This is a genomic window from Streptomyces sp. NRRL F-6676 (assembly GCF_000725625.1).
Lineage (GTDB): Bacteria > Actinomycetota > Actinomycetes > Streptomycetales > Streptomycetaceae > Streptomyces.
Map to the genome: position 1 here is coordinate 104,112 of NZ_JOHS01000040.1, position 16,499 is coordinate 120,610.

The following is a 16,499-nucleotide window of genomic DNA, read 5'->3' on the forward strand; positions in this document are numbered from 1 at the left end:
CAGACCGCAATTCCTGCGTCTCTACGCGCGTCCGGCCGTCGTCGTGCCGGACAGACCCGCCCGGCACCCGTCGTTGTCCTGGGCGCACGCCACCGTGTCGTACGCCCCCACGCCGATGCCGGCGAAGTTCCGCAGGCTGTCGGTGCCCGGGACGAAGTACCCGGTGTGTCCCTCCGCGTCCCGTGCCGAGAGCACCCGGGCGCCGAAGCCCCGGGAGACCGGGTCGGCGCCGTGGCCGAGGCCGCCGACCTCCAGGTACGGCACGTCCTGGATCCAGTCGTCGGCGTCCCGCATCGCCCAGACGCGGGCCGAGGTGTCGAGCCCGGCGGCCGTCTGGGTGCGCATGCCGGGGCTGCCGGCCACCGCGATGTCCGAGACCCGCGCGGGCAGATGGCGGGCGGCGACCCCGCACAGCACCGAGCCGTAGCTGTGGCAGTACAGCGCGACGGGGGCACGGCCGGGCAGCGCCCGCAGCAGGGCGTTGAGCCGGACCGCGCCGTCCTCGGCGCGCATCGCGGTGGCCGCCTCGATGCCGAGCCCGGCGGGCGCGGTGTAGTCGGCCCAGGCGATCACCGCCGTGCGCGTCCCGCCGTCCGCCGCGCGCTCCGCCCGGTACAGCGACTTCGCCATGCCGACGGGGGCGGTGTATCTGCGGTCGCTGCGCTGGAAGGTGAGCAGATCGGTGTCGACGCCGGGGACGACGAGGGAGATCCGGTCGGCGCGGCCCAGGTCGCCGAAGACCTCCGCGATCCGGCCCGAGCCCGCGGGGTCGAACGCGAGGATCTGCCGGCCGGGCCGCAGCAGCGACTCGAACCGGTGCATGAGGCGGCGCGCCTCCTGATGGCCGACGGCCGACAGCCGGACGTCGTGCGTCCGTCTGCGTTCGAGGTCACGCTGACGGGCGAGCGCGATCCGGTTGGCCTCGTACCGCAGTCCGACCGGCGCCCCGTTCATGTTGCCCACCGCGAGCGGATAGCGGTGGACGAGCCGGGAGCGCTGGCGGGTGTCGAGGGAGGCGAAGAACCGGGCCAGCCGCGCGGGCGCCGCGTCGGGGTCCGGCAGCCGGTGCCCGGCCAGGCGGCCGTGCTCCCAGGCGGAGCGCGAGGACTGGAGTGCCGTGGTGCCGCGGTGGCCGCGGACCGCGGTCCAGCCGGTGGTCGCCAGCATCACGAACACCACGGCCAGCGCGAGGCTCGCACGCCAGACGTTGAGTTGGGGGGAGGTGTCGAAGGAAGTCACTGGGAGGACACACTAGGAGAACGGGACGGTCTCACGTCGGCCTAGTGACGCGTCTCACGTTTCCTGTGGGAAAACTGTGGCATACACGCGTTCGGTGACCGGCCGTCAGTCCCCGCGGCGAGGCCGGAGGCGGATGGCTTCGCCCCCGTCACCAACTGCGGGCGAGCGCCGGACCGATCGCGTCGAGGTGGCGCACGGTCAGCTCCCGCATCGCCGCCACGCTGATGTCGCCGCCGGTGGACCACATCCGTTCGGTGACCCTCATCACACCGCCGAAGAGCGCGACCGCGACCCGGGGGCGGGGATCGGCGTCCGGATCGATGCCCTCGCGGGCGGCGATGATCCGGGCGATCTGCTCCTCCCACTCCGCCGACCGCCGCAGATGGATCGCGAGCAGCGCCGGCGTCTCCCCGATCAGCTGGTACGTGCGCAGGTGCAGTCCGACGGGGACGAGTTCCTCGATCGCCTCCCCGATGCGGTCCCAGCCGGTCAGCACCGCCTGCCGCAGTGCCTCCAGCGGCGCCTCCCCGGCCGGGCGCCGGCGGATCTCCGCGACGAAGTGCGACTCGACGACGTCCTGCACGAAGAAGACGACGTCCTCCTTGCCCGCGAAGTAGCGGAAGAAGGTCCGCTGCGAGACGTCGACGGCCTCGGCGATCTCGTCGACGGTCGTGTGCTCGTAGCCCTGGGTGGTGAACAGTTCCAGCCCCCGGCGCAGCAGCGTGTCGCGCGTGCGCTGCTTCTTCCGTTCGCGCAGCCCGGGCCGGGATGCCGTGTCCATGACGGTCGTGGTTCCTTTCTTCGTCCCAGGTCAGGGTAGTCGCGCCCGGGGCGACACCTGCCGGCCACCGGATTGTCAGTCACCGGCATCTGAATCGGTTTGTCGTTTGTCAGTGGCTGTCACTAGCCTCGACGGCATGACTAGTCAGTCCACCGTCGACGCGAAGGGGCCCGGCGACAACGGCCCGGACTCGCCGTCCGACTCCGCTCCCGCCACTACCGGCCTGCGCGGCCGCCCGTGGCTCACCCTGATATCCGTCGCGATCGGCGTGATGATGGTCGCCCTCGACGGCACCATCGTGGCCATCGCCAACCCCGCGATCGCCAGGGACCTCGACGCCAGCCTGGCCGACGTCCAGTGGATCACCAACGCCTACTTCCTCGCCCTCGCCGTCTCGCTGATCACCGCGGGCAAGCTCGGCGACCGGTTCGGACACCGGCAGACGTTCCTGATCGGCGTGGTCGGCTTCGCCGCCGCCTCCGGCGCGATCGGGCTGTCCAGCAGCATCGCCTTCGTGATCGTCTTCCGGGTCTGCCAGGGCCTGTTCGGCGCGCTGCTGATGCCGGCCGCGCTCGGTCTGCTGCGCGCCACCTTCCCGGCCGAGAAGCTGAACATGGCCATCGGCATCTGGGGCATGGTCATCGGCGCCTCCACCGCGGGCGGCCCGATCCTCGGCGGTGTGCTGGTCGAGCACGTCAGCTGGCAGTCGGTCTTCTTCATCAACGTGCCGGTCGGCGCCGTCGCGCTCGTCCTCGGCCTGCTGATCCTCACCGACCACCGCGCGAAGAACGCCCCGCGCTCCTTCGACGTCCTCGGCATCGTGCTGCTGTCCGCCGCGATGTTCTGCCTGGTCTGGGCGCTCATCAAGGCCCCCACCTGGGGCTGGGGCGACGGCCTGACATGGACGTTCATCGCCGCCTCGCTGCTCGGCTTCGCCCTGTTCGCCTTCTGGGAGACCAAGGTCAAGGAGCCGCTGATCCCGCTGGCGATGTTCCGCTCGGTGCCGCTGTCGGCGGGTGTGGTGCTGATGGTGCTGATGGCCATCGCGTTCCTCGGCGGCCTGTTCTTCGTCACCTTCTATCTTCAGAACGTGCACGGCATGAGCCCGGTCGACGCCGGTACGCATCTGCTGCCGCTCACCGGAATGATGATCGTCGGCTCGCCGCTGGCCGGCGCGATGATCACCAAGGTCGGGCCGCGCATCCCGTTGGCCGGCGGCATGGCGTGCACCGCGATCGCCATGTTCGGCATGTCGCGGCTCGACGCGAACAGCGGCAGCGCCGTCATGTCGCTGTGGTTCGCGCTGCTCGGCCTGGGGCTCGCGCCGGTCATGGTCGGCGCCACCGAGGTCATCGTGGGCAACGCCCCGCTGGAGCTGTCCGGGGTGGCCGGCGGGCTCCAGCAGGCCGCGATGCAGATCGGCGGCAGCCTCGGCACCGCCGTGCTGGGCGCCGTGATGGCCTCCAAGGTCGACAACACGTTCGCGGACAACTGGGCCGACGCCAAGCTGCCGCCGCTCACGCCCGAGCAGCTCGACCAGGCGTCGGGGGCCGTGCAGCAGGGCATCGCGCCGGTGCAGCCGGGCACCCCGGCGGGGATCGCCGCGAAGATCACCGACGTCGCGCACGACACGTTCATCTCCGGCATGAGCCTGGCCTGCCTGGTCGCCGCGGGGGTCGCGGCGGTGGCGGTGCTGGTGGCGCTCCTCACGAAGCGGGGGGACAACGCGGAGGCGGGGGCGGGGGGTGCGCACATCTGACGGGCCGGCCGGCCGGGGGGACCGGCCGGTGCCGGTGTGAGCGCGCCAGTGTGTGCGCGCCGGTGTGTGCGTCCCGGTGTGTGCGCCGCCGCGGTTCGCCTATCCGGGTGAGGGGGGTGTCGTTCCCTGGCCGGTGGGGCGGGGCGCGCGTCACAGTGGGTCAAGTCCTCCGTACGGCCTATGCGTGGCCGGTGGATCGGGGGGCGTCGCGGTCCGCGGCCGCGCTGTCGGAGGGGGACGGCGCGGCCGCCCGGCCGGGAACCCGTGGTGTGGCGGGGGATTGTCCACCGAATCGGGGGTACCCGCATGTCAGGCCCGAACTGACGGACTAGTTCTGGGAGTTGATATGGCGGGCTTCGGACACAGTTCGCGTACGCACCCCCGCTCACGGGGCCGGATGGGGTCTCGGAGTGGGCCGGATCGCGCGACGCTCGGCATCGTCGGACTGATCTGTGCGATCGCCGGATTCTTTGTGCTGGGGATCGTTCTCGGCCCGGTGGCCGTGGTCTGCGGCTGGCTCGCCATGGGGCGGAGCTGGGCGGGGTCACGGTCGGTGCCGGCGCTTGTCGCCCTTGTGCTGGGCGCGATTGACACGCTGCTCGCGGTCGTTTGGATCGTAGGGGCGGCGGGGCCGGGGGGCGGGCTGTTCTGACCCCCGGGCGAGAGGAAAGAGGGCCCTCGGCGACGGCGCGCCGGGGGCCCTGCCTTTGCCCTCCGGGCGGTGCGGAGTCCGGGGGTTCCCCGGGGGTTTTTCGCCCCCGCCGCCCCTACCCATTCCCGTCCCTCAACAAGGGGCTCCGCCCCTTGGACCCCGGGGGCGCCCAGGAGCTCGGGAGGGACGGGTTCGTGGGCGGGTGCGGGTGGGTGGGGCCTTCTCGCGCAGTTCCCCGCGCCCCTGAAAGCCGGGGGCGCCCCCTGCTTCCAAGGGGCGCGGGGAACTGCGCGACAAGCCACGACGCACCGTCAGCCGCCGAACAACCCAGGCCACCCGAGCTCTCCCGCGCTCTTCGAGGGGCGCGGGGAACTGCGCGAGCGGCCGCGGTGTGCCGGCAGCGGCTGGCGGACCCTGGCCACCCGCGCTCTCTCGCGCTCTTTGAGGGGCGCGGGGAACTGCGCGAGCGGCCGCGGTGTGCCGGCCGCCGCCGGCGGACCCTGGCCACTCGCGCTCTCTCGCGCTCTTTGAGAGGCGCCGGTAGCCGTCGACCGACCCCGGGGCACCCGGACCGGGGTGAAGGGCGGAGCCCTACGCGTCGCCCCCGGCCGCGCCGGGGTCGGCCGCGGAGGCGTCCAGCAGCTGGTAGCGGTCGATCGCCTGCTTCAGGGCCGAGCGGTCCACCCGCCCCTGCTTCGACAGTTCCGTCAGGACCGCCAGGACGACCGACTGCGCGTCGATGTGGAAGAAGCGGCGCGCCGCCCCCCGCGTGTCCGCGAAGCCGAACCCGTCCGCGCCCAGCGACGCGTACGCCCCCGGCACCCACCGCGCGATCTGGTCCGGAACCGACCGCATCCAGTCGGAGACGGCCACGAACGGCCCCTCCGCCCCGCTCAGCTTCCGCGTCACCCAGGGCACCCGCTGCTCCTCCTCCGGATGCAGCAGGTTGTGCTCCTCGGCCGCCACCGCCTCGCGCCGCAGCTCGTTCCAGGACGTCGCCGACCACACGTCGGCCCGTACGTTCCACTCCTCCGCGAGGATCCGCTGGGCCTCCAGCGCCCACGGCACCGCGACACCCGACGCCATGATCTGCGCCGGGATCTCGCCCGCCGAGCCCGCCGCGATCCGGTGCACGCCCTTGAGGATGCCCTCGACGTCGACGTCCGCCGGCTCGGCCGGGTGCTGGATCGGCTCGTTGTAGACGGTGAGGTAGTAGAAGACGTCCTCGCCGTGCGGGTGCTCCTCGCTCGCGCCGTACATCCGGCGCAGCCCGTCCTGCACGATGTGCGCGATCTCGTACCCGTACGCCGGGTCGTAGGCGACGCACCCCGGGTTGGTCGAGGCGAGCAGCTGCGAGTGGCCGTCCGCGTGCTGGAGCCCCTCGCCGGTCAGGGTCGTACGGCCGGCGGTCGCGCCCAGGACGAAACCGCGCGCGAGCTGGTCGGACATCTGCCAGAACTGGTCGCCGGTGCGCTGGAAACCGAACATCGAGTAGAAGACGTAGACCGGGATCAGCGGCTCGCCGTGCGTGGCGTAGGCCGAGCCCGCCGCGATCGCCGACGCCGTGCAGCCGGCCTCCGAGATGCCGTCGTGCAGCATCTGCCCGGTGGGCGACTCCTTGTACGCGAGGAGCAGCTCGCGGTCGACCGACTCGTACTGCTGACCGAGCGGGTTGTAGATCTTCGCGCTCGGGAAGAACGAGTCCATGCCGAACGTGCGGTACTCGTCCGGCGCGATCAGCACGAACCGCCTGCCGATCTCCTTGTCCCGCATGAGGTCCTTGAGGAGCCGCACAAAGGCCATGGTCGTCGCGATGGACTGCTGACCGGAGCCCTTCTTCACGGTCGCGTACGTCTTGTCCTCGGGCAGCGGCAGCGGTTTCGCGCGCACGACCCGGGTGGGCACGTAGCCGCCGCACTGCTTGCGGCGGTCGTGCATGTACTGGATCTCCTCGGTGTCCCGGCCCGGGTGGTAGTACGGCGGCGGGCCGGACTCCAGCTCCTTGTCGGAGATCGGCAGATGCAGCCGGTCGCGGAAGCGCTTGAGGTCGTCGACCGTCAGCTTCTTCATCTGATGCGTGGCGTTGCGGCCCTCGAAGTTCGGGCCCAGCGTCCAGCCCTTGATCGTCTTGGCCAGGATCACCGTCGGCTGGCCCTTGTGCTCCTTGGCCGCCTTGAACGCCGCGTAGATCTTGCGGTGGTCGTGACCGCCGCGCCCCAGGTGCAGGATCTGGTCGTCGGTCATGTGCTCGACCATCGCCCGCAGCCGGTGGTCGTCGCCGAAGAAGTGCTCGCGGATGTAGGCGCCGGACTCCGTGGCGTACGTCTGGAACTGGCCGTCCGGTGTCGTGTTCATCCGGTTGACCAGCACGCCGTCGCGGTCCTGGGCGAGCAGCGGGTCCCAGGTGCGGTCCCAGACCAGCTTGATGACGTTCCAGCCGGCGCCCCGGAAGACCGACTCCAGCTCCTGGATGATCTTCCCGTTGCCGCGCACCGGACCATCGAGCCGCTGGAGGTTGCAGTTGACGACGAAGGTCAGGTTGTCGAGGTTCTCCCGGGCGGCGATGGAGAGCTGGCCGAGCGACTCCGGCTCGTCCATCTCGCCGTCGCCGAGGAACGCCCACACGTGCGAGTCGGAGGTGTCCGCGATGCCGCGCGCCTCCATGTAGCGGTTCATCCGCGCCTGGAAGATCGCGCCGAGCGGGCCGAGGCCCATGGAGACGGTCGGGAACTCCCAGAAGTCCGGCATGGAGCGCGGGTGCGGGTACGAGGAGAGACCGTTGGGGTACTTCGACTTCTCCTGCCGGAACCCGTCGAGCTGCGCCTCGCTGAGCCGGTCGAGCAGATAGGCGCGGGCGTAGATGCCGGGGGAGGCGTGCCCCTGGAAGAAGACCTGGTCGCCGCCGCGGCCGTCGTCCTTCCCGCGGAAGAAGTGGTTGAAGCCCACGTCGTAGAGGGACGCGGAGGAGGCGAAGGTGGCGATGTGGCCGCCGACCCCGATGCCGGGGCGCTGCGCCCGGGAGACCATGACCGCCGCGTTCCACCGGGTGGCGTTGAGGATCTTGCGCTCGATCTCCTCGTTGCCGGGGAAGAACGGCTCGCTCTTGGTGGGGATCGTGTTGACGTAGTCCGTACTGCGCATCTCGGGCACGGCCACGCGCTTCTCGCGGGCGCGCTCGATCAACCGGAGCATCAGATAGCGCGCGCGCTCACGGCCGCGCTCGTCGACCGCGGCGTCCAGCGAGTCGAGCCACTCCTGGGTCTCTTCGGGGTCGAAGTCGGGAACCTGACTGGGAAGGCCGCCAATGATGATCGGATTGCGATCGGATGCGGAAGCCACGCTGTTCCTTCGCTCTCTGGGGGCTGTTGGGGCTGCACAACTGCGCCTTTGGCACCGTTCCCCATCGTGTACCTCGGACAGGGAAACTTCATCTTTACCGATCGGTAACCGGGATGCGCGGACAGCCTTGTTGGGGCCGGTCCGGGGCGAGCCCACCCCAATCGCAACGATACGCCCGGGGGGTGACGCGTTACGCAAAACCGTTCGAGTCCCGTAGGCTCGAAGGAATCCGAAACGGGTGAACGGGGCATAACGGTGTGGCGTGCGTCACCGGTGGCTGCGATTTCTTGCCCGGCGTCACGGCGGCACCGCCAGGATCGTCACCGTTTCGGCGGTCCGGACGGCCGGGTACTTGCGCGATCCGTCCCGCCCGTGTGGACTACCGCCAACGCTTCGCGCACGCGCGAGGCTCAAGGACATTCGCAACATGATCAGGAGGCAACCCGTGAGCGCGACCGCGGACCACGCGGAGGAGCGGACGAACCCTGCCGCAAGGCTGGGGTTCCAGCCCGAGCAGGTGGTCCAGGAACTGGGCTTCGACGACGACGTCGACCAGGAGCTCCGCGAGGCCATCGAGGAAGCCATCGGCAGTGAACTCGTCGACGAGGACTACGACGACGTCGCCGATGCCGTGGTGCTGTGGTTCCGAGACGACGACGGCGACCTGACGGATGCGCTGGTGGATGCCACCACGTACATCGAGGAGGGCGGCTCGATCCTCCTGCTGACGCCGAAGACGGGGCGCGACGGGTACGTCGAGCCCAGCGACATCTCCGAGGCGGCGACGACGGCGGGGCTGTCGGCGTCCAAGAGCGTGAGCGTGGGCAAGGACTGGAGCGGTAGCCGGCTCGTGACGCCGAAGAGGAAGTAACGGAACCCGCCCAACCCCCGGATGCGATGGCTTCCCGGGGGTTGGGCGCTGTCCGGGCAGGGGCGCGGGGAACCGCGCGGCCGGCCCCCGTCGGCCGTCGGCCGGCAACGCACCCGATGGGGCCCCCGCCCCGCCGGAAGATCGCTGCGTAGGGTGGAAGCCGCCCGAACAGCCCTACGGAGGGACGCAGCGAACATCATGGTCATCCAGGTCGGCGACAAGGCCCCCGACTTCGCGCTCAAGGACAATCACGGCAGCCCCGTCCGCCTCTCCGACTTCCGCGGAGAGAAGAACGTCGTGCTGCTCTTCTTCCCGTTCGCCTTCACCGGCGTCTGCACCGGCGAACTCTGCGCCCTGCGGGACAACCTTCCGAAGTTCGTGAACGACGACACCCAGCTGCTCGCCGTCTCCAACGACTCCATGCACACCCTGCGCGTCTTCGCGGAGCAGGAGGGCCTCGAGTACCCCCTGCTCTCCGATTTCTGGCCGCACGGCGAGACCTCGCGCGCGTACGGCGTCTTCGCGGAGGACAAGGGCTGCGCCGTCCGGGGGACCTTCGTCATCGACAAGGAGGGCGTCGTGCGCTGGAGCGTCGTCAACGCGCTGCCCGACGCCCGTGACCTCAACGAGTACGTGAAGGCGCTCGACACCCTGTGACCGATCGGGTGCAGCCGCTGCGGGCTGCGGGAACCCGTCACTAGGATCGAAGCGTTGATCCGGTACATCCGATACATCCGATGCACGACGGGGCTCCCCGCCCCTGAAGACAATGGGAGGACTCGTGGGAGTCAGCCTCAGCAAGGGCGGCAACGTTTCGCTGACGAAGGAGGCCCCCGGCCTGACCGCGGTCATCGTCGGCCTGGGGTGGGACGTACGTACCACCACCGGTACCGACTTCGACCTGGACGCCAGCGCGCTGCTGCTGAACGCGGAGGGCAAGGTCGCCAGCGACCAGCACTTCATCTTCTTCAACAACCTCAAGAGCCCCGACGGCTCGGTCGAACACACCGGTGACAACATCACCGGTGAGGGTGAGGGGGACGACGAGCAGATCAAGATCAACCTCGCCGGGGTCCCGGCCGACGTGGACAAGATCGTCTTCCCGGTCTCGATCTACGACGCCGAGAACCGCCAGCAGTCCTTCGGCCAGGTCCGCAACGCGTTCATCCGCGTGGTGAACCAGGCCGGCGAGCAGGAGATCGCCCGCTACGACCTGAGCGAGGACGCCTCCACGGAGACCGCGATGGTCTTCGGCGAGCTGTACCGCAACGGCGCCGAGTGGAAGTTCCGCGCCATCGGCCAGGGCTACGCCTCGGGCCTGCGCGGCATCGCCCAGGACTTCGGCGTCAACGTCTGATCCGTGCCCGGCGTCCACCGCCGGGACGCGCCGGGCGCCGGATCAGGAGGCGCCCGGCGTCACCCCCGGCGTCAACGCCAGGGGCACGAAGGTACAACCGTCCGGCGTCGCACCGTTTGCGTGCGGCGCCGGACGCGCAGTACATCCAGGAAGCAGCAGCAGCAGAGAAGCAGCAGCAGAAGCAGCGATACGGCAAGAAAAATCGGGGAGGACAGCATCATGGGCGTCACACTCGCCAAGGGAGGCAATGTCTCCCTCTCCAAGGCCGCACCGAACCTCACCCAGGTGATGATCGGGCTCGGCTGGGACGCGCGCTCCACCACCGGGGCCCCCTTCGACCTGGACGCCAGCGCACTGCTGTGCGGCGCCGACGGCCGGGTCATGGGCGACGAGTGGTTCGTGTTCTACAACCAGCTCAAGAGCCCGGACGGCTCGGTCGAGCACACCGGCGACAACCTCACCGGTGAGGGCGAGGGCGACGACGAGTCGCTGCTGATCGATCTGTCCAAGGTGCCGGCGCACTGCGACAAGATCGTCTTCCCGGTCTCGATCCATCTGGCCGACGAGCGCGGCCAGACGTTCGGCCAGGTCAGCAATGCCTTCATCCGCGTCGTCAACCAGGCCGACGGCCAGGAGCTGGCTCGCTACGACCTCAGCGAGGACGCCTCCACGGAGACCGCCATGATCTTCGGCGAGGTCTACCGCTACGGCGGCGAGTGGAAGTTCCGCGCGGTCGGCCAGGGCTACGCCTCGGGCCTGCGCGGGATCGCCCTGGACTTCGGCGTCAACGTTTCCTAGACCAGGGCCTGCCTGGGGCTCGGCGGTCCTTTTCCGGGGCCGCTGTTCTCCGCCGGGTCCCTGGTCGCGCGCGGAGCCCGCACGGCCGGCTGGAGGATGAGCACTCTAGACTTCGTGGTCAACGTTCAGTAAAGCCGAGTACGGCGCGGGGGAAACCCGTACACATCACGAGTCACGATTGGGTAGCCAGTGCTTCTGAAAACCTTCGGCTGGTCGTTCGCGATCACCGCACTCGGCCTGGTGGCGGCCGTGTTCTACAACGGATGGACCGGGCTCGGGATCGTCGCCATCCTGGCGATCCTGGAGATCTCGCTCTCCTTCGACAACGCGGTCGTCAACGCCGGCGTACTGAAGAAGATGAACGCCTTCTGGCAGAAGATCTTCCTCACCGTCGGCGTGCTGATCGCCGTCTTCGGCATGCGGCTGATCTTCCCCGTCGTGATCGTCGCCATCACCGCGAAACTGAATCCGTGGGACGCGGTCGACCTCGCGTTCTCCGACAAGGACCGTTATCAGCAGCTGGTCACCGACGCGCACCCGGCGATCGCCGCGTTCGGTGGCATGTTCCTGTTGATGATCTTCCTCGACTTCATCTTCGAGGACCGGGACATCAAGTGGCTCGCCTGGCTGGAGCGGCCGCTGGCCAAGCTCGGCAAGGTCGACATGCTCTCGGTCTGCATCTCGCTGATCTGCCTGCTCATCGCCTCCATGACGGTCGCCGCCCACGCCCACCAGCACGGCGGCATCCACGCCGACAAGGGGCAGACGGTCCTCCTCTCCGGCATCGCGGGTCTGATCACGTACATGATCGTCGGCGGCCTCTCGGGATACTTCGAGGACCGCCTGGAGGAGGAAGAGGAACGCGAACAGGAGGCGGAGGAAGAGGCCGAGCGCAGCGGCAAGAAGAAGTCGGCCGTACTGCTGGCCGGCCAGGCCGCCTTCTTCATGTTCCTCTACCTGGAAGTCCTGGACGCCTCCTTCTCCTTCGACGGCGTGATCGGCGCCTTCGCCATCACCAACGACATCGTGATGATGGCGCTGGGCCTCGGCATCGGCGCGATGTACGTCCGGTCGCTCACCGTCTACCTGGTCCGCCAGGGCACGCTGGACGACTACGTCTACCTGGAGCACGGCGCCCACTACGCGATCGGCGCCCTGGCCGTCATCCTCATCGTCACCATCCAGTACGAGATCAACGAGGTCATCACCGGCCTCGTCGGCGTCGTGCTGATCGCCTGGTCCTTCTGGTCCTCCGTCCGCCGCAACCGGGCGCTCGCCGCGGAGGGCGGCGGGAGCGAGGCGAAGGACGAGGTCTCGTCCGGCGTCTGACCGGCATGATCCTTCTCGGGCGGGCCCGGCGCACGACCGGGCCCGCCCGAGTGCTTCCGTCGCCGTCGCGGCGGGGGTGTGACGTGGCGCCCCGTGAGGAACGCTTCGTCTGTATGGCCGGTGCATCTCCGGCGAACGTGTCACGCGTGGGGGCGGGTTATGGGGTTCTTCGACGGTCTGCTGGGCGCGCGGGCGGCCCAGTTCGACTCCGGCAGCGCGGCCAGCAACTCCATAGAGCTGACCAAGCGGCACCACACGGTCTCGCTGACCAAGCAGGGTGCGGCCGGCGGGCATCTGCGGGTCAATCTGTCCTGGCGGATGCGCACGTCCGACATCGGTGCGCCGCAGCGGGGCAGTCTGCTGCGCCATCCGTTGCGGATGTTCACCCCCGAGGTGGTGCAGGCGCACACCATGAGCATGGTCAACGTCGACCTCGACCTGGGGTGTCTGTACGAGCTGGCGGACGGCTCCAAGGGGGTCGTGCAGCCTCTGGGCGGCTTCTTCGGGGAACTTAATGCGCCGCCGTACGTGAAGCTGAGCGGGGACGACCGGTTCGGATCGGGGTCCGGTGAGGACATCTACATCAACCTCGACCACCGGGACGACATCAAGCGGCTGCTGATCTTCGTCTACATCTACGACCAGACGCCGGCGTTCGACCGGACGCATGCGGTCGTGACGCTGTATCCGAGCAACGGGCCGCGGGTGGAGATCGGGCTCGACGAGCGGCATCCGCAGGCGCGGTCGTGTGCGGTGGTGCTGATCGAGAACGTGAAGGGCGAACTGATGGTTCGCCGGGAGGTCAAGTTCGTGTACGGCTTTCAGGCGGAGCTGGACCGGTTGTTCGGGTGGGGGTTGCAGTGGGGGCGGGGGTACAAGTCGCGGGCGGAACGGGGCGCGATGTAGGGGGTGCGCCCGGGAGGCTTTTCCTCGCGCCCCTTGCCGGCGCGGGTGTCCGCGCCCGCGCGGCGGAGCCGCGCATTCAGCACAGCCCCGCGCCCCCTGCCGGCATGGGTGTCCGTGCCCGCGCGGCGGAGCGGCGCATTCCTAGCGGCCGATGAACTGGGGCCCCTGTGGGGGGAGCTGGAAGTCGGGGTCCGGCGCGGCCGGGTGGCCGTACGCCGGCGCCGGCATCCCGGCCGTCTGGGGCTGCGGATACCCGTACGCCGGCCGCGTCACCGGCTCCGCCGGACCCGGCTCCACCGGCGGATACCCGTACGCCGCCTGCTGCGGAACCCCCGCGGACTGCTGTGCCACCACCACCGGCTGCTCCGGCGGCAACGGCGCCGCCCCGCCCGCCCTCTCCACCCGAGCGCCCTGCTCGGAATCGTCCACCGAGATGCCGAAGTCGTTGGCCAGCCCCTTCAGCCCGTTCGAGTACCCCTCCCCGAGCGCCCGGAACTTCCACGCGTCCCCGCGCCGGTACAGCTCCCCGCAGATCAGCGCCGTCTCCTCCCCGGTCTCCGGCGTGACCTCGAAGTAGGCCAGCGGCTCGCCACCGGCGGCACCTGCGTCGTACAGCACGATGCACAGCGACCGCACCTGCTCGAACGGCACATCGTCCGCGGACGCCACCAGCAGCACCCGCCCGACCGCACCCTCGACGCCCGCCAGATCCGCCTGGATCGCGTCGGTCATCCCCTCCGGCTCCCGCTTCTTGCCCAGCAGCCGGACCGCCCCCGAGGGGTGCCGGGGCTGGTTGTAGAAGACGAAGTCCTCGTCGGAGCGCACCCGCCCGTCGGGGCCGAGCAGCAGCGCGGACGCGTCCACCTCGGGGGCGCCCTGCCCGGGCGCCCAGCGCAGCACGGCCCGTACCGCCGTCGCCTCCAGCGGGACGTTCGACCCCTTCAGCATCGCGTGCGTCATGCGGTCATCCTGCCTTCTCGGTCCTGCTCACGACAACGCGGGGCGGGGGTCGCGCGGAGGTACGCGAAGGTTCGCCGCCCGGTCCGTGGGATACCCGGAGGGGCGCCGCGCGAACGTCCGTCACAGCGCGGTCATCGGGACTTCACACCCTGAGGGAACTGCGGACATACGTCCGTACGTACTATTACCGGCCACCTGTTTTCCGGCCGATCGGCACCACGGGGGAGTCTTATGCGTCATTTCGGGCACATCGCCCCGGAGCAGCGCCACCGCCTGTTCTACCGGGAGCCCACGGAGTTCACCGCCGACTCCCCGGCCCGGCTGCTCTCCGCCGCCCTCGGTGCCACGCTCTACAGCCCCGCGACCCGCCCCCGCCTCGCCGAGGACATCGTCAAACAGGCCGCGCGCGGGGTCGTCTCCATGGTGCTGTGCCTGGAGGACTCGATCGACGACGCCGACGTCACCGACGCCGAGGCCAACCTCGTACGCCAGTTCGCGGCCCTTGACGCGCTCCCCGATCCCGGTCTCCCGCTCCTCTTCATCCGGGTCCGTGCCCCCGAGCAGATCCCCGACCTGGTGCGGCGGCTCGGCCCGGCCGTGCGGCTGCTGTCCGGATTCGTACTGCCCAAGTTCACCGAGGAGCGCGGCATCCCCTTCCTCGAAGGGCTCTCCGCGGCCGAGACGGCGAGCGGGCGGCGGCTGTTCGCCATGCCGGTGCTGGAATCGCCCGAGCTGCTCTACCTGGAGACCAGGGCCGCCACGCTCGACGGCATCTTCCGCACCGTCGACAAGTACCGCGACCGGGTCCTCGCGCTGCGCCTCGGCGTCACCGACTTCTGCTCCGCGTACGGGCTGCGCCGGGCCCCCGACATGACCGCGTACGACGTCCAGATCGTCGCCTCCGTCATCGCCGACGTCGTCAATGTGCTGGGCCGTTCCGACGGCACCGGGTTCACCGTGACCGGGCCGGTGTGGGAGTACTTCCGGGAGCAGGAACGCATGTTCAAGCCGCTGCTGCGGCAGAGCCCGTTCCTGGAGGGGCGGGCGGTGGAACTGCGCCAGGCACTGCTCGAGAACCGGATGGACGGGCTGCTGCGCGAGATCTCCCTCGACCGTGCCAACGGGCTGCTCGGCAAGACCTGCATCCACCCCTCCCACGTCGCGCCCGTGCACGCGCTGTCGGTCGTCAGCCACGAGGAGTACAGCGACGCGCAGGACATCCTGCGGCCGGAGCGGGGCGGTGGAGGTGTGCTGCGGTCCGCGTACACCAACAAGATGAACGAGGTGAAGCCCCACCGGGCCTGGGCGGAGCGGACGGTGCTGCGGGCGGAGGCGTTCGGGGTGGCGGGGGAGGACGTGGGCTTCGTGGAGCTGCTGGCGGCGGGGCTGCGGGGCTGAGGGGCTGTGGCGGGTGTGGCAGGTGCGGCGCGTGCGGTGGATGTGTCCGGTGTGGCCGGTGTGTCGGCTGTAGCCGGTGCGGCGAGGAAGCGATGAGCGGTGACAGGGGTAGTGACGTGGTGTGGTCCGGTGCGTGGGTGGCCGAGCGGCTCGGGGTCGAGCTCGCCGGTGACGAGGGGCTGCGCGAGCTGCTCGGGCTGGCGCTGCGCCGGAACCCCAAGCGGGCGCATCTGCTGGTCTCCCACGTCCTCGGCAAGCATGTGCCGCAGCGTCCGTCGGTCGTGCACGGGCACGGGGTCGCGCTGGGGCGGCGGGTGCGGGAGCTGCTGGGGGAGCGGGCGGCGGGGGAGGCGGTGGTGCTCGGGTACGCCGAGACCGCCACCGGGCTGGGGCACTGTGTCGCGGACGGGCTCGGGGGTGCGCCGTATCTGCACTCCACGCGGCGGCCGGTCGCGGGGGTCGCGCCGGCGGGGGGCTTCGAGGAGTCGCACTCGCACGCCACGTCGCATCTGCTGCTGCCGGAGGATCCGGGGCTGTTGGGGGGTGACGGGCCGCTGGTGCTGGTCGACGACGAGTTCTCGACGGGGAACACGGTGCTGAACACCGTGCGGCTGCTGCATGAGCGGTTCCCGCGGGAGCGGTATGTGGTGGTGGCGTTGGTGGACATGCGATCGGAGGAGGATGCGGGGCGGTTGGCGGCGTTCGCGGGGGAGATCGGGGCGCGGGTCGATCTTGTCGCGGGGGCGTCGGGGAGGGTGCTGTTGCCGGAGGGGGTGCTGGAGAAGGGGCGGGAGTTGGTGGAGCGGTTCGAGGGGGCGGGGTTTTCTTCGCCCCCGCCGCCCCTACCCTTCCCGTCCCACAGGGGCTCCGCCCCTTCGACCCCACCGGGGGCCACGCCCCCGGCCCCCCACGGGGGCTCCGCCCCCCGCACCCCCGAAGCCATGGGGGGCTCCGCCCCCGGCGGTGGTTCGGGGGCTGTCGTCCCCGGTCCCGAGGGGGCTCTGCCCTCTGGGCCCCCGGAGGGGGGCGTGGGGGGTTCCGCCCCCGGTGGTGGTCTCGGGGCCGGTGCCCCGGGTCCTCGCGGGGGCTCCGCCCCCCGCACCCCCGAAG

14 protein-coding genes are annotated in these 16,499 nt (G+C 70.4%); 10 read left to right on the plus strand and 4 right to left on the minus strand.

The genetic code is table 11. The annotated features are described in order from the left end of the window. Nucleotides 1–21 precede the first annotated feature (21 nt). Nucleotides 22–1,239, minus strand: coding sequence for an alpha/beta hydrolase (locus IO29_RS22935; protein WP_030382912.1), 1,218 nt, complete (start codon nt 1,237–1,239; stop codon nt 22–24). Nucleotides 1,240–1,387: 148 nt separating this feature from the next. Beyond that, nucleotides 1,388–2,020 (minus strand): TetR family transcriptional regulator, encoded by a 633-nt coding sequence (locus IO29_RS22940; protein ID WP_030382913.1) that lies wholly within the window; start codon nt 2,018–2,020, stop codon nt 1,388–1,390. Nucleotides 2,021–2,156: 136 nt separating this feature from the next. Here IO29_RS22940 and IO29_RS22945 point away from each other — a divergent pair, with 136 nt between their 5' ends. Continuing rightward, nucleotides 2,157–3,779, plus strand: coding sequence for an MFS transporter (locus IO29_RS22945; protein WP_030382914.1), 1,623 nt, complete (start codon nt 2,157–2,159; stop codon nt 3,777–3,779). A gap of 346 nt (nt 3,780–4,125) precedes the next feature. Continuing rightward, nucleotides 4,126–4,431 carry a hypothetical protein gene (locus IO29_RS39640; RefSeq protein WP_030382915.1) on the plus strand — a complete coding sequence of 102 codons (306 nt, stop codon included), beginning with the start codon at nt 4,126–4,128 and terminating at the stop codon, nt 4,429–4,431. A 591-nt stretch (nt 4,432–5,022) separates the two neighbouring features. Here the strand turns inward: IO29_RS39640 and aceE are convergent. Then, on the minus strand, nt 5,023–7,770 hold the full coding sequence (aceE, locus tag IO29_RS22955) for a pyruvate dehydrogenase (acetyl-transferring), homodimeric type (protein WP_030379578.1): 2,748 nt from the start codon (nt 7,768–7,770) through the stop codon (nt 5,023–5,025). A gap of 445 nt (nt 7,771–8,215) precedes the next feature. On the opposite strand from aceE, the gene IO29_RS22960 reads away from it, so the two are divergent. From IO29_RS22960 to IO29_RS22985, 6 genes are all read left to right on the plus strand, one after another. Then, the gene (locus IO29_RS22960) at nt 8,216–8,641 is read left to right on the plus strand and encodes a DUF3052 domain-containing protein (RefSeq protein ID WP_030379579.1); all 426 of its coding nucleotides are present in this window, start codon (nt 8,216–8,218) and stop codon (nt 8,639–8,641) included. Between the two features lie 198 nt (nt 8,642–8,839). Next, a complete protein-coding gene (locus tag IO29_RS22965; protein ID WP_030379580.1) occupies nt 8,840–9,298 on the plus strand; it encodes a peroxiredoxin in 459 nt (152 codons plus the stop codon). 124 nt (nt 9,299–9,422) lie between these two features. Continuing rightward, nucleotides 9,423–9,998 (plus strand): calcium homeostasis/redox stress adaptation protein, encoded by a 576-nt coding sequence (locus IO29_RS22970; RefSeq protein ID WP_030379581.1) that lies wholly within the window; start codon nt 9,423–9,425, stop codon nt 9,996–9,998. A gap of 219 nt (nt 9,999–10,217) precedes the next feature. Beyond that, entirely contained in the window at nt 10,218–10,796 is a 579-nt protein-coding gene (locus IO29_RS22975) for a TerD family protein (RefSeq protein ID WP_030379582.1), read from the plus strand. Between the two features lie 189 nt (nt 10,797–10,985). After that, nucleotides 10,986–12,125, plus strand: a complete 1,140-nt coding sequence (locus tag IO29_RS22980) for a DUF475 domain-containing protein (RefSeq protein ID WP_030379583.1) — start codon at nt 10,986–10,988, stop codon at nt 12,123–12,125. A gap of 159 nt (nt 12,126–12,284) precedes the next feature. Next, nucleotides 12,285–13,031 (plus strand): TerD family protein, encoded by a 747-nt coding sequence (locus IO29_RS22985; protein ID WP_030379584.1) that lies wholly within the window; start codon nt 12,285–12,287, stop codon nt 13,029–13,031. A gap of 141 nt (nt 13,032–13,172) precedes the next feature. On the opposite strand, the gene IO29_RS22990 is transcribed toward IO29_RS22985, so the two are convergent. Further along, nucleotides 13,173–13,991, minus strand: a complete 819-nt coding sequence (locus IO29_RS22990; protein WP_030379585.1) for a TerD family protein — start codon at nt 13,989–13,991, stop codon at nt 13,173–13,175. A 231-nt stretch (nt 13,992–14,222) separates the two neighbouring features. Between IO29_RS22990 and IO29_RS22995 the strand changes: the two genes are divergently transcribed. Continuing rightward, on the plus strand, nt 14,223–15,389 hold the full coding sequence (locus IO29_RS22995; protein WP_030379586.1) for an HpcH/HpaI aldolase/citrate lyase family protein: 1,167 nt from the start codon (nt 14,223–14,225) through the stop codon (nt 15,387–15,389). Nucleotides 15,390–15,481: 92 nt separating this feature from the next. Beyond that, on the plus strand, nt 15,482–16,499 hold a 1,018-nt coding region (locus IO29_RS23000; RefSeq protein WP_037840580.1), incomplete at its 3' end, for a phosphoribosyltransferase domain-containing protein.

Coding starts and splice junctions, on each gene's coding strand:
- IO29_RS39640 (WP_030382915.1), top strand. CDS start 4,126: ATGGCGGGCTTCGGACACAGTTCGCGTACGCACCCCCGCTCACGGGGC.
- IO29_RS22940 (WP_030382913.1), bottom strand. CDS start 2,020: ATGGACACGGCATCCCGGCCCGGGCTGCGCGAACGGAAGAAGCAGCGC.
- IO29_RS22975 (WP_030379582.1), top strand. CDS start 10,218: ATGGGCGTCACACTCGCCAAGGGAGGCAATGTCTCCCTCTCCAAGGCC.
- IO29_RS22990 (WP_030379585.1), bottom strand. CDS start 13,991: ATGACGCACGCGATGCTGAAGGGGTCGAACGTCCCGCTGGAGGCGACG.
- IO29_RS22995 (WP_030379586.1), top strand. CDS start 14,223: ATGCGTCATTTCGGGCACATCGCCCCGGAGCAGCGCCACCGCCTGTTC.
- IO29_RS22985 (WP_030379584.1), top strand. CDS start 12,285: ATGGGGTTCTTCGACGGTCTGCTGGGCGCGCGGGCGGCCCAGTTCGAC.
- IO29_RS22945 (WP_030382914.1), top strand. CDS start 2,157: ATGACTAGTCAGTCCACCGTCGACGCGAAGGGGCCCGGCGACAACGGC.
- IO29_RS22965 (WP_030379580.1), top strand. CDS start 8,840: ATGGTCATCCAGGTCGGCGACAAGGCCCCCGACTTCGCGCTCAAGGAC.